The organism is Mycobacterium sp. DBP42 (assembly GCF_005924235.1).
GTDB lineage: Bacteria > Actinomycetota > Actinomycetes > Mycobacteriales > Mycobacteriaceae > Mycobacterium > Mycobacterium syngnathidarum.
Map to the genome: position 1 here is coordinate 156449 of NZ_VCMY01000009.1, position 12469 is coordinate 168917.

A 12469-nucleotide genomic window follows, 5' to 3' on the forward strand; every position below is an offset into this window, starting at 1 on the left:
CAGCACGAGGTCGGGGCTCACGGGGTGTCCTGCGGCAGTGCGTTGACCCGGCCGAGGTAGTAGTCGTCGTCGGTGCTGCCCGGTGCCATCTCATGCGGCGGTGCCTGCATGCCGGGTTGCAGGGGGGCCAGCAGTTTGTCCTTGCCCCAGATCAGATCTGCCCGGTTGTCGTCGGCCATCTCGTACTGGTTGGTCATGGTCAGGGCACGGGTCGGGCAGGCTTCGATGCACAGTCCGCAACCGATACAGCGCAGGTAGTTGATCTGGTACACCCGGCCGTATCGCTCACCCGGGGAGAAGCGTTCTTCTTCGGTGTTGTCCGCACCTTCTACGAAGATCGCGTCGGCCGGGCAGGCCCAGGCGCACAGCTCGCAGCCGATGCACTTCTCCAGACCGTCGGGGTAACGGTTGAGTTGATGACGGCCGTGATATCGCGGCGCCACGGGGCCCGGCTTCTCCGGATATTCTTCGGTGAGCGGCTTTTTGAACATCGAGCCGAAGGTGACGGCAAATCCGGCCAGGGCGTCGAGAAACTTAGGCATCGACAGCCTCCTTTCCAGCATTTGGTAGCGGCGGCACCGGATATGCTCCGGCGCTCTGCTCAGGTGACAGCTGAATCGTTCTGCCCCGCAGGGATTTCCACAATGCAGCGGCCAGCACCGCGACGACGATGACCGCGGTGGTCACCAGGCCGGTGGCCCAGTTGTGGTAACCCTGCTCACGCAGGCTGTGGGTTACCGCGACGACCATGATCCAGACCAGTGACACCGGGATCAGCACCTTCCAGCCCAACGCCATGAACTGGTCGTAGCGCAACCGGGGCAGGGTGGCCCGGAGCCAGAAGTACAGGAACATGAACGTCCACACCTTGGCGACGAACCACAGCAGCGGCCACCAGCCGCTGTTGGCCCCGTCGATGAGGTTGAACGGAAACGGTGCATGCCATCCGCCGAGGAACATCGTCGTGGCCAGCGCCGACACGGTGGTCATGTTGACGTACTCGGCGAGCATGAACATCGCGAACTTCAGCGACGAGTACTCGGTGTGGAATCCGCCGACCAGTTCACCCTCGGCTTCGGGCAGATCGAAAGGCGCCCGGTTCGTTTCGCCCACCATCGAGGTCACGTACACCACGAACGAGGGCAGCAGAAGGAATACGTACCAGGTGCCGTCTTGGGCCGCGACGATACCGGAGGTGGACATGGTTCCCGCGTAAAGGAACACTGCGGCAAACGACAATGCCATCGCGATCTCGTAGGAGATCACCTGGGCGCTCGATCGCAGGCCACCCAACAGCGGGTAGGTGGAACCGGAAGCCCAGCCGGCCAGCACGATGCCGTAGACCCCGATCGAGGTGACGGCCAGGATGTAGAGCACCGCCACGGGCAGATCGGTCAGTTGCAGTGCGGTGCGGTGTCCGAACACCGATACCTCACCGCCCATCGGGATCACCGCGAACGCCATGAACGCCGGGATCACCGCGATGATCGGGGCCAGAAGGTAGATGGGCTTGTCGATGCCCGCCGGAGTGAGACCCTCTTTGAGGGCGAGTTTCACGCCGTCGGCCAACGACTGCAGCAGACCCCACGGGCCAACTCGGTTGGGGCCGGGCCGCCTCTGCATGCGGCCCAGCACCTTACGTTCGATCAGGATCGCCGAGAGCACGGTCAGCAACAGAAAGACGAACACCCCGAGCGCTTTTGCCAGGATCAACCACCACGGGTCGTGGCCGAACAGGGTGGGGTCCGGGTACGTCATGAGTCGGCCCGCTCGCTTGGGGCCGGCCCGATCGAGACCAGCGCTCCGGCGCTCACCCCGAGCTGGCGGTGGATCGCCGAGCCGGGAGAATTGGTGGGCAACCACACCACGCGCTCCGGCATCTCGGTCACCGTCAGCGGCAACGTGACGGCACCTCGTTCGGTGCTCACGGTCACCGGATCTCCCGGTGCCACTCCGATTTCGGCAGCGGTTGCCGGGGACAGGCGCACCACGGCTTGCACGGCGGTGCCGGCCAGATGCGGTTCGCCGTCCTGCAGACGCCCGGCATCCAGAAGCAGACGCCAACTGGCCAGTATGGCGTGCCCGGGAGGCGGGCTCGGGGGAGCCTCGGGCCCGACCGATGGTTGTGCGGTGCGGGGCCCGGTCCAGGGACCGAGCCGGCCCAGTTCGGTGTCGGCGGCTTCGGGACCGTTCAGGCCGAGGTCGACGCCGATCTCGTCGGCCAGGTAGTGCAGGACCCGCAGATCGGGGATGGCGTTGGTCTGCAACGCCGGCCCAAATGGTCGAATCCGGCCTTCCCAGTTGAGATATGCACCCGCCTTCTCCACCACGGGAGCGACGGGGAAGACCACGTCGGCCAACTCGGTGACCTCGCTCTCGCGCAGCTCGAGGCTCACCACGAACGGGGCGGCCCGTAGCGCGGCCAGCGCCGCCGCCGGGTCGGGCAGGTCGGTGATCTCGACACCACCGACGATGAGGGCCGAGAGCGTGCCGTCGCCGGCCGCGGCCAGGATGCCGCTGGTGTCGCGGCCCGCGGTGGCCGGCAGGTCGGAGGTGTTCCACACCGCCGCGGTCTGCGCGCGGGCGTCGGCGTCGGCGACGGGCCGTCCGCCGGGCAGCAGGTTCGGCAGGGCACCGGTCTCCAGGGCGCCACGCTCACCGGCCCGGCGCGGGATCCAGGCGATCTGGGCCCCGGTGGCCGAGGCGAGCCGCAGCGCGGCCGACAGTGCACCGGGGGAGCCGGCGAGCCGTTCACCGACCAGGATCACCGCCCCCGGACGTCGCAGCCGCTCGTCGGACTCCAGGGCGTCCAGGGCAGCGGCTTCGGTCCCGGGGACCGTTGGGATCAGGGTGCCCGCCATCTTGGTCAGGCCACGGCTGGCGAACGGGGCCATCGCGAGTACCTGCAGGCCGTTCTTGCGGGCGGCCTTGCGCAGCCGCAAGAAGACGATGGGGGATTCCTCTTCGGGTTCCAACCCGACGAGCAGGACTGTCTGGGCCTTTTCCAGGTCGGCGTAGCGCAGCGTCATGGGCTGCCCGGCGATGCGTGCGGCGAGGAATTCCGCTTCCTCGCCGGAGTGCGGCCGGGCACGGAAATCGATGTCGTTGGTGCCCAGCACCATTCGGGCGAACTTCGAATATGCGTAGGCATCTTGCACGGTGCAGCGCCCACCCACCAGCACACCGGTGTTCGCACCTGCGGTCAGCAAGGCCGCACCCGCGACCGTCAGCGCCTCCGGCCACGAAGCCGGCCGCAGTACACCGGCGTCACGGATCAGCGGTGTGGTGATCCGGTCGCCGGCTGTCGCATAGGTGAAGGCCCACCGGCCCTTGTCGCAGTTCCACTCCTCGTTGACCTCGGGGTCGTCTCCGGCCAAGCGGCGCATCACTTTTCCGCGCCGGTGGTCGGTGCGCTGAGCACAGCCCGATGCGCAGTGCTCACAGACGCTGGGGCTGGACACCAGGTCGAACGGTCGGGCCCGGAACCGGTAGGCGGTCCCGGTCAGCGCGCCGACCGGGCAGATCTGCACGGTGTTGCCGGAGAAGTACGACTGGAAGGGCTCCCCTGGGGCGATGCCCACCTGTTGCAGTGCACCGCGTTCCAGCAACTCGATGAACGGGTCGCCGGCGATCTGGGCGGAAAACCGGGTGCAGCGTGCGCACAACACGCAGCGTTCGCGGTCCAGTAGCACCTGTGAGGAGATGTTGATGGGTTTCGGGAAGGTCCGCTTGACGTCTTCGAACCGGGTCTCCGGGCGCCCGTTGGACATTGCCTGGTTCTGAAGCGGACATTCACCGCCCTTGTCGCAGATCGGGCAGTCCAGGGGGTGGTTGATCAGCAGCAGCTCCATCACGCCGCGTTGGGCCTTGTCGGCGGCCTCGGAGCTGAACTGGGTGTGTACCACCATGTCCGGGCTGACGGCAGTGGTACACGAGGCCATCGGTTTGCGCTGGCCCTCGATCTCGACCAGACACTGCCGGCACGCCCCGACCGGATCGAGCAGCGGGTGGTCGCAGAACCGGGGGATCTGGACACCCATCAGCTCGGCGGCGCGGATCACCAACGTGCCCTTGGGGACACTGATCTGCTCACCGTCGATGGTCAGCGACACCATCTCGACCGGCGGGGTGTCCTTGGTCGGCTCAGCCAGCGTCATGCACGCCCCTCCTTTCCTTCCGCGAGCAGAGGTATATGTCCCGAAATCGTCGTCGTGTCGAGTACATATATGTCTGCTCGCGCGATGGACATCTACGCACCCGCCCCTTCGGTCGCCATCAATGTCGAGGCGTGCGGATCGAACGGACAGCCTCCGTCCAGGTGCGCCAGGTACTCGTCACGGAAGTACTTGATCGAGGACGTGATCGGGCTGGCGGCACCGTCACCCAACGCGCAGAACGACTTTCCGAAGATGCCGTCGGCGATGTCGAGCAGCTTGTCGATATCGGCTCGGGTGCCTGCGCCGGTCTCCAATCGGGCGTAGATCTGGGCCAGCCAGTAGGTGCCCTCGCGGCACGGTGTGCACTTGCCACAAGACTCGTGCGCGTAGAACTGGGTCCACCGGCGCACCGCCCGCACCACGCAGGTGGTCTCGTCGAATATCTGCAGAGCCTTGGTGCCGAGCATGGAGCCGACCGACGCCATGCCCTCGTAATCCAGTGGAACGTCGATGTGTTCGGCTGTCAGCAGCGGCGTCGACGACCCGCCGGGAGTCCAGAACTTCAGGGTGTGCCCGTCGCGGACTCCGCCGGCATAGTCGAGCAGTTCGCGCAGCGTGATCCCCAGCGGCGCCTCGTACTGGCCGGGCCGGTTGACGTGGCCCGACAGCGAATACAGGGTGAAGCCAGGGGATTTCTCCGAGCCCATGGACCGGAACCAGTCCACCCCCTTGAGCATGATCGGCGGCACGCTGGCGATCGACTCGACATTGTTGACCACCGTCGGGCACGCGTACAGACCGGCGACCGCGGGAAACGGCGGACGCAGCCGTGGTTGGCCGCGGCGGCCCTCCAGAGAATCCAGCAGCGCGGTCTCCTCACCACAGATATAGGCTCCCGCACCGGCGTGCACGGTCAGCTCCAGATCGAAACCCGAGCCGAGGATGTCGGTGCCCAGATACCCGGCCGCATACGCCTCGGCGACCGCGGCCTGCAGACGCCGCAACACCGGCACCACCTCACCGCGGACGTAGATGAAGGCATGGCGGGCACGGATCGCGTAGGCCGCGATGATCACACCCTCGATCAGAAAGTGCGGCGTGGTCAGCAGCAGCGGAATGTCCTTGCACGTACCGGGTTCCGATTCGTCGGCGTTGACCACCAGGTAATGCGGCTTGGCGCCGGCACCTTCGTCCCCCTGGGGGATGAACGACCACTTGGTCCCGGTCGGGAACCCGGCGCCGCCGCGTCCGCGCAACCCGGAGTCCTTCACCAGCGCGATCACGTCGTCCGGTGCCATCGTCAGGGACCGCTGCAGCCCGCGGTAACCGTCATGGCGGAGGTAGGTGTCCAACGTCCACGGTTCTGGTTCGTCCCAGAATCGGCTCAGTACCGGGGTCAGCGGGGTCATGCGATCGGACCTGCCTCAGGGGTGGACATTCCGCGTTCGCGGGCTTCGCGCAGGCCGGCCAGGGTGGCGGCGCCCGGGGCTCCACCCGAGGTGTGCGGATCGCTCAGGCCGGCCAGAGTGCGCGCCGTCTCGCGGAAGGTGCACAGCGGTGCGCCGCGGGTCGGCGCCGGCGGTGTTCCGCCGCGGAGCCCGTCCACCAGATCCCTTGCCGACGACGGTGTCTGGTTGTCGTAGAACTCCCAGTTGACCATGACCACCGGGGCGTAGTCACACGCCGCATTGCACTCGATGTGTTCGAGTGTGACGCGGCCGTCAGCAGTGGTCTCGCCGGCGTGGATGTCCAGGTGTTCCTGCAAGGCGTCAAGGATGGCGTCACCGCCCATGATCGCGCAGAGGGTGTTGGTGCACACCCCGACGAGATAGTCACCCGTCGGGGTGCGCCGATACATCGAGTAGAACGTGGCCACCGCGGTGACCTCGGCATCGGACAAGCCCAACAGCGTTGCACAGAAACCGATTCCGGCCGGGGTCAGACAGCCGTCCTCGGCCTGCACCAGATGTAGCAACGGCAACAGGGCCGAACGGGCATCGGGGTAGCGGGCGGTGATCTGCTCGGCCTCGGCGGCCAGCCGGGCCGTCACCTCGTCCGGATACGCCGCGGGCCCGTTGATCGGCGGGCCCGCTTCGTCGGGGCGTTGCCCCAGTTCCAGGAACACTTCAGTCACCTGTGCTGCCTCCCCTTCGCGCAAGCGCTCACAGTCTGCTTCTTCTTCGCGCAAGCGCTCACAGTCTGTTTCTTCTTCGCGCAAGCGCTCACAGTCTGTTTCTTCTTCGCGCAAGCGCTCATCAGCGGTCAACACCGCCCATCACCGGGTCAATCGATGCCACCGCGGCGATGGCATCGGCCACCATGCCGCCCTCGCACATCGCCGCCACTGCTTGCAGATTCGTGAACGAGGGGTCGCGATAATGCACGCGGTAGGGGCGGGTGCCGCCGTCGGACACCATGTGCACTCCCAGCTCCCCGCGCGGGGACTCCACCGCGACGTACACCTGGCCGGCCGGTACCCGGATCCCTTCGGTGACGAGCTTGAAATGATGGATCAGCCCTTCCATGGAGTGACCCATGATCTTGGCGATGTGCTCGGGGGAATTGCCCAGCCCGTCGGGCCCGACTTTCAGATCGGCCGGCCAGGCCAGCTTCTTGTCGTTGATCATCACGGGGCCGTCGCCCATCTTGTCGAGCCGGTCCACACACTGCTCGACGATCTTGAGCGACTCCCGCATCTCCTTGACGCGGATGATGTAGCGGCCGTAGGAATCGCAGCGGTCATCGGTGATCACGTCGAATTCGTAGTCCTGGTAGCCGCAGTACGGTTGCGCGCGCCGCAGGTCATGGGGCAGGCCGGTCGAGCGCAACACCGGGCCGGTGATCCCCAGCGCGATACAACCGGTGAGGTCGAGATACCCGACGCCGACGGTGCGGGCCTTCCAGATGTAGTTCTCGTTGAGCAAATCCTCCAAGTCCTGCAGGCGTTTCGGCAGCAGGTCGAGCAACGCCCCAACTTGACTGACCGCATCGTCGGGCAGGTCGGCGGCCAGACCGCCCGGCCGGATGTAGGCATGGTTCATACGCAGACCGGTGATCGCCTCGAAGACCCGCAGGATCTCTTCGCGTTCCCGGAATCCGTAGAACATCGCGCTCATCGCACCGAGTTCCATTCCGCCGGTGGCCAGTGCCACCAGATGCGAGGAAATCCGGTTGAGCTCCATGAGCATCACCCGCACGATGCTGGCGCGCTCCGGAATGTCGTCGGTGACGCCCAGCAGCTTCTCCACACCAAGGCAATACGCGGTCTCGTTGAAGAACGGGGAGAGGTAGTCCATCCGCGTGACGAACGTGACGCCCTGTGTCCAGTTGCGGTACTCCAGGTTCTTCTCGATGCCGGTGTGTAGATAGCCGATACCGCAACGGGCTTCGGTGATGATCTCGCCCTCGATCTCGAGGATCAGCCGCAGCACTCCGTGTGTGGACGGGTGCTGGGGACCCATGTTGACCACGATGCGTTCGCCGGCGTGCTCGCGGGCCGCGGCCACCACGTCGTCCCAGTCCTGTCCGCCTACCACTACGACGGGGGATTCGGTACTCATCAGTTGTAGGACCTCCGCTGATCGGGCGGCGGAATCTGGGCGCCGTGGTATTCGACCGGAACACCACCCAGCGGATAGTCCTTGCGCTGGGGATGGCCGGTCCAGTCGTCGGGCATTTCGATCCGGGTCAACGCGGGATGTCCGTCGAACACGATGCCGAAGAAGTCATACGTCTCGCGTTCGTGCCAATCGGTGGTCGGATAGACCGAAAACAGCGACGGGATGTGCGGATCAGAATCGGGCGCTGCCACTTCCAGCCGAATGCGGCGGTTGTGCGTGATCGACATCAGCGGGTAGACCGCGTGAAGTTCACGGTCGGTGTCGTCGGGGTAGTGCACCCCGCTCACACCCAGGCACAGCTCGAACCGCAATTGCGGATCGTCCCGCAAGATGCTGGCCACAGCGGGTAGCTGGACTCGGCTGACCTCCAGGGTCAGCTCGTCTCGATGAACGATCACCCGCTCGATCGAGACCGCGTAGCGCTCCTCACCGAGAAGTCCGGCGAGCCGGTCGACCACCTCGTCGAAGTATCCGCCGTACGGCCGCGGGGAACTGCCCGGCAATGCCACCGACCGCACCAGGCGGCCATAGCCGGACGTGTCACCGCTGCCCGAGGCGCCGAACATACCGCGGCGGGTGGCGATCACCTCCGGACCCTGACCTGCGCCCGTGTTGCTTCCGTTGGCTGCGCTCATCGCAGCAGGCCTTTGAGTTCAATGGTGGGTGTGACCGACAAAGCCGCCTGTTCGGCCTCCCGAACGGCCTCTTCGCGGTTCACCCCGAGTGGCATCTGCTGAATCTTGTCGTGCAACTTCAGAATTGCGTGCAGCAGCATCTCGGGCCGCGGTGGGCATCCGGGTAGATAGATGTCCACCGGCACCACGTGATCGACACCCTGCACCACGGCGTAGTTGTTGAACATCCCTCCCGAGGAGGCGCAAACCCCCATGGCCAGCACCCATTTCGGCTCGGCCATCTGGTCGTAGATCTGTCGCAGCACCGGGGCCATCTTCTGGCTCACCCGGCCCGCCACGATCATCAGATCGGCCTGCCGCGGCGTCGCGGAGAACCGCTCCATGCCGAACCGGGCGATGTCGAAACGTGGTCCGGCGGTAGACATCATCTCGATGGCGCAGCAAGCCAAACCGAACGTGGCCGGCCACAGCGATCCCTTGCGCACATAGCCCGCGACCGCTTCCACCGTCGACAGCAGGATTCCACCGGGCAGGCGTTCTTCTAATCCCAATTCAGACCCCCTCGTCGCCACACGTAGGCGTACGCCACGAACACCGTGAGCATGAACAGCAGCATCTCCACCAGCGCGAACAACCCGAGACGGTCGAACGCCACCGCCCATGGGTAGAGGAAGACGATTTCGATGTCGAAAACGATGAACAACATCGCCGTCAGGTAATAGCGGATCGGTATGCGCTGGCCTGTCACGCCGGCGGCGCCGGGCTGCATCGGTTCGATCCCGCATTCGTAGGCCTCGAGTTTGGACCGGTTGTAGCGGCGGGGGCCGATGACGAGCGCGATCCCCACGGAAACCACCGCGAATGCGGCCGCGATCCCTGCGAGAACCAGGATGGGCGTGTATAAATTCATGCCACTTATCGCTCCCTCGCCTGCTTGTCGATGTGAGCTAACCCACAGCCTAGCGAGCTTTGCGGCCTGTGCCACACATTTTGGTTAGTATCGTTTCATATCGGGGCAGCGTGTCGCTGCGGCCACAGCCATGCCGCGAACAATCAACGGCAACAGGGCAATTCGCAGAATCGCTATTGAGCCGGTGTGCGCAGTATCGACACCACCGCATCGCCCAACCGGATCGGATCGATCGGGTGCGGTACCGCCGCCTCGGCCTGTGACCAGCTAGCCAGCCAGGCATCGTCCGGCCGCCCGGTCAGCACCAGGATCGGCGGACAGTTCGCGACCTCGTCCTTGAGCTGTTTGGCCACGCCCATACCGCCCGCCGGGGTGGCTTCGCCGTCGAGAATCGCCAGGTCGATACCCCCGGCATCCATCCGAGAGACCACCATCGGCGCGGTGGCGACTTCCAGGTAGTCGAGTTCGGGTAGTTCCGGATGCACACGTTTGCCCAGTGCGAGACGTACCTGTTCGCGGGTGCGCGGGTTATCGCTGTACACCAAGATGTGCAGCGGCGCGGAGCCGGCCATGCTGCCGATGCTACTGCGCCTGTCGTCGCAGACCGGCCAACTCAACGAATTCGGTTGTGGGGCATCACACTCGGGTGAACACAAGTTCACCCGACAGGACGGTCGTGGGACCGACCATCCCGAGCAGGTCGCCCGACACACCGAAGTCGTCACGCTGGACCTCGCACTGCCCCGACAGTCGACGTGTGGTGTCGTCGAGAACCTCGACATCGACCGGCAACTCGACCGGCTTCGACACGCCGCGGACCGTCAGGACGGCCGTCAGGCGGATCCTCTCGTCGGACGGCTCCAAACCCGTCACCTCGACGGTGATATCGGGATGAGTTTCGACGTCGAAGAAATCGGCCGACCGCAGGTGTGCATCGCGTTTCGCGATCCCGGTGCGCACCGACGCCGCCGTGACCACCACGCGGCCGGTTACCCCGGCACCGGCGGAGCCTTCGCCGCTGAATTCGGTGAACCGCCCGGTCACGGTGGCCAGGCCCCACAGGGTCTTGTTCCGGAATGCCACGGTGGACCGGTCTGGTACGAGCGTCCAGTTTCCGGCACTGGCGGTCAGGATGTCGCTGGTCGTGGGCATGGCAGCTCCAATGCGTCGGGTCAGGCAAACAGGGGCGCGATGTCCCTCGGATCGAAGTATTCGTCGATGCGGTGGATCAGACCGTCCCTACCCACTTTGATCACGATGCACACCCGCAAGGCGATCAACGTGCCGTCGGGCGCGCCCGCGTGCAGCACATGCTGCTGGACGAACCCTCCCTCGAAGAATCGCCGCTCGAGCACTTCGTAACGGCGCTCGGTGGTGGTGTTGACGAACCAGTCGATGACTTTCAACGCCCGGACTCGGTCGTTGTCCTTGGAATCGCCGGCGTGCCATACCGCGACGTCGTCGGCCCACAACTGGGCCACGCCGTCCGTGTCGCCACGTGCGATCGCATCGAACAGCCGGTGCGCGATGTCGTCGACGCGTTCGGCTTCGGAAGGGGACATCATCGGCTCCTCGGTAGGGCTTGACCTCAACGGCTATTCAGGTTTCAGACTCGAATCATGAACTTCACGCCCGCACACTCCCTGTTCGACGAAGCCTACGAGTCCGGCACCGCGCCGTGGGTCATCGGTGAGCCGCAGCCGGCGATCGTCGAGTTGGAGCGGACCGGCCGCCTGGGCGGCAAGATGCTGGACGTCGGTTGCGGCGCCGGTGAGCACACCATGCTGCTGACGCGATTGGGCTATGACGTACTCGGCATCGACTTCTCCGAACATGCGGTTGCCCAGGCCCGCGAGAATGCCGCACGGCGGGGAATCGACGCGCGGTTCGCGGTGGCCGATGCGACCCGCCTGGGAGAGGCTCCGGGCCCGCGGTACGACACGATCGTCGACAGCGCGCTGTTCCACGTTTTCGACGATGCCGACCGGCCGCGCTACGTCGCGAGCCTGCACCGAGCGGCCCGAACCGGGGCGACGGTGCACGTCCTGGCCCTGTCCGACGCAGGTCGTGGATTCGGACCCCAGGTCAGCGAGGAAGTGATCCGTCGGGCCTTCTCCGAGGGCTGGGACCTGGAGTCGCTGGAGACCACGACCTATCGCGGTGTGGTGGGTCCGGCGCATGCCGAGGCCATCGGTGAGCCGGTTGGCGCCCGGGTCGACGAGCCGGCGTGGCTGGCCCGGATCCGCAGGCTCTGACGTGGTCACGGCTCGTCGTAACCCGGATGCGCGGCGGCCAGCCGTTGCCGTACCAGGGCGCGCAGGCAGGCGGTGACGTCGTCGGCCCGGTCATCGAGTTCGCCGGCCCGGATCGCCGACGCCAGCGCGGCCTCGTCGGTGAACCCGAGGCCGGCCAAGGCCTCGGCGGCCGGGCCAGGAGCATCGGCCAGCAGTTCGCGTTCGACCATGCGCAGCGCATTGGCTGCCACCCGGGCCTGAAATTTGACCGGAGCCGCGACCGACGCTCCGTCGCGCACCTCGGTGTCCAGGAACTCGGCGACCGCGGCGACGAGCTCGGCGGCGGTCGGGCGTCCGTACAGGTTGCTCACCAACTACTCCCGTCCAGTAGGCACAGCAGGTCCCACTCGGTTTCACAGACACGACGGCCGATGGTCGCCAGCTCCACCGATGGGGTCTGCCCGCTCAGGTGGCGCTCGGCCTGGTAGCGGCAGATGACGCCCCAGCGCAGCGTGGCCAGCACCAGCCACCAGCGGATCGCCGACCGGTCCAGCGTGGCGCCGCCGGCGTCCTCGTAGGCGCCCAGAAAGCTCTCGATGCTGCCCAGGCCGCCGGCCCCGAGCTGCGCCGGCGCCCCGAACCGCCAAGCCCGGATGCAGAACCAGGCCAGGTCCTCATAGACCTCGCCGAGGTGTACCAACTCCCAGTCCAGCACCGCGGCCAGGCCGGAGTCGTCGACAATGACATTGCCCATCCGGAAGTCGCCGTGCACCAACCCGAGCGGCGATGCAGGCGGGCGGTTGGCCTCCAGCCAGCGAAAAACCCACTCGAAAGTGGCAGTGGTATCGCCCATCTCGTCGAGTTGTCCGCGCCATTGGGACACCTGGTCCTGTTCGACGAGGCTGGGCAGGGC

15 protein-coding genes are annotated in these 12469 nt (G+C 66.1%); 1 reads left to right on the top strand and 14 read right to left on the bottom strand.

Annotated elements, in window-relative coordinates; all coding sequences use genetic code 11:
- Positions 1-17: 17 nt before the first annotated feature.
- The 12 genes from nuoI to E0T84_RS12480 form a co-directional block, all read right to left on the bottom strand.
- Positions 18-542, bottom strand: coding sequence for an NADH-quinone oxidoreductase subunit NuoI (gene nuoI, locus E0T84_RS12425; protein ID WP_070186973.1), 525 nt, complete (start codon positions 540-542; stop codon positions 18-20).
- Entirely contained in the window at positions 535-1758 is a 1224-nt protein-coding gene (nuoH, locus tag E0T84_RS12430) for an NADH-quinone oxidoreductase subunit NuoH (protein WP_070186972.1), read from the bottom strand. Before nuoH ends, nuoI begins: the two co-directional genes overlap by 8 nt.
- Positions 1755-4157: an NADH-quinone oxidoreductase subunit G gene (locus E0T84_RS12435; protein WP_138744596.1), complete on the bottom strand. Its 2403-nt coding sequence runs from the start codon at positions 4155-4157 to the stop codon at positions 1755-1757. The genes nuoH and E0T84_RS12435 overlap by 4 nt, the downstream gene beginning before the upstream one ends.
- Before the next feature lie 92 nt (positions 4158-4249).
- Positions 4250-5566, bottom strand: coding sequence for an NADH-quinone oxidoreductase subunit NuoF (nuoF, locus tag E0T84_RS12440; protein ID WP_070186970.1), 1317 nt, complete (start codon positions 5564-5566; stop codon positions 4250-4252).
- Entirely contained in the window at positions 5563-6291 is a 729-nt protein-coding gene (gene nuoE, locus E0T84_RS12445) for an NADH-quinone oxidoreductase subunit NuoE (protein ID WP_070186998.1), read from the bottom strand. The genes nuoF and nuoE overlap by 4 nt, the downstream gene beginning before the upstream one ends.
- Before the next feature lie 121 nt (positions 6292-6412).
- Entirely contained in the window at positions 6413-7717 is a 1305-nt protein-coding gene (gene nuoD, locus E0T84_RS12450; protein WP_070186969.1) for an NADH dehydrogenase (quinone) subunit D, read from the bottom strand.
- The gene (locus E0T84_RS12455; protein WP_070186968.1) at positions 7717-8412 is read right to left on the bottom strand and encodes an NADH-quinone oxidoreductase subunit C; all 696 of its coding nucleotides are present in this window, start codon (positions 8410-8412) and stop codon (positions 7717-7719) included. The genes nuoD and E0T84_RS12455 overlap by 1 nt, the downstream gene beginning before the upstream one ends.
- On the bottom strand, positions 8409-8963 hold the full coding sequence (locus E0T84_RS12460; protein ID WP_065516690.1) for an NADH-quinone oxidoreductase subunit B family protein: 555 nt from the start codon (positions 8961-8963) through the stop codon (positions 8409-8411). The genes E0T84_RS12455 and E0T84_RS12460 overlap by 4 nt, the downstream gene beginning before the upstream one ends.
- On the bottom strand, positions 8954-9322 hold the full coding sequence (locus tag E0T84_RS12465) for an NADH-quinone oxidoreductase subunit A (protein WP_070186967.1): 369 nt from the start codon (positions 9320-9322) through the stop codon (positions 8954-8956). Before E0T84_RS12465 ends, E0T84_RS12460 begins: the two co-directional genes overlap by 10 nt.
- 173 nt (positions 9323-9495) lie before the next feature.
- Positions 9496-9894: a response regulator transcription factor gene (locus tag E0T84_RS12470; RefSeq protein WP_070186966.1), complete on the bottom strand. Its 399-nt coding sequence runs from the start codon at positions 9892-9894 to the stop codon at positions 9496-9498.
- Positions 9895-9958: 64 nt separating this feature from the next.
- Complete coding sequence (locus E0T84_RS12475) at positions 9959-10474, bottom strand: YceI family protein (RefSeq protein ID WP_138744597.1); 516 nt, start codon at positions 10472-10474, stop codon at positions 9959-9961.
- A 20-nt stretch (positions 10475-10494) separates the two neighbouring features.
- Positions 10495-10884, bottom strand: a complete 390-nt coding sequence (locus tag E0T84_RS12480) for a nuclear transport factor 2 family protein (RefSeq protein ID WP_070186997.1) — start codon at positions 10882-10884, stop codon at positions 10495-10497.
- Positions 10885-10941: 57 nt separating this feature from the next.
- Here E0T84_RS12480 and E0T84_RS12485 point away from each other — a divergent pair, with 57 nt between their 5' ends.
- A complete protein-coding gene (locus E0T84_RS12485) occupies positions 10942-11577 on the top strand; it encodes a class I SAM-dependent methyltransferase (RefSeq protein ID WP_138744598.1) in 636 nt (211 codons plus the stop codon).
- A 5-nt stretch (positions 11578-11582) separates the two neighbouring features.
- Here the strand turns inward: E0T84_RS12485 and E0T84_RS12490 are convergent, their stop codons facing one another.
- Both E0T84_RS12490 and E0T84_RS12495 read right to left on the bottom strand, forming a co-directional pair.
- A complete protein-coding gene (locus E0T84_RS12490) occupies positions 11583-11927 on the bottom strand; it encodes a DUF6285 domain-containing protein (protein WP_070186963.1) in 345 nt (114 codons plus the stop codon).
- On the bottom strand, positions 11924-12469 hold a 546-nt coding region (locus tag E0T84_RS12495), incomplete at its 5' end, for a phosphotransferase family protein (RefSeq protein ID WP_138744599.1). The genes E0T84_RS12490 and E0T84_RS12495, both read right to left, overlap by 4 nt.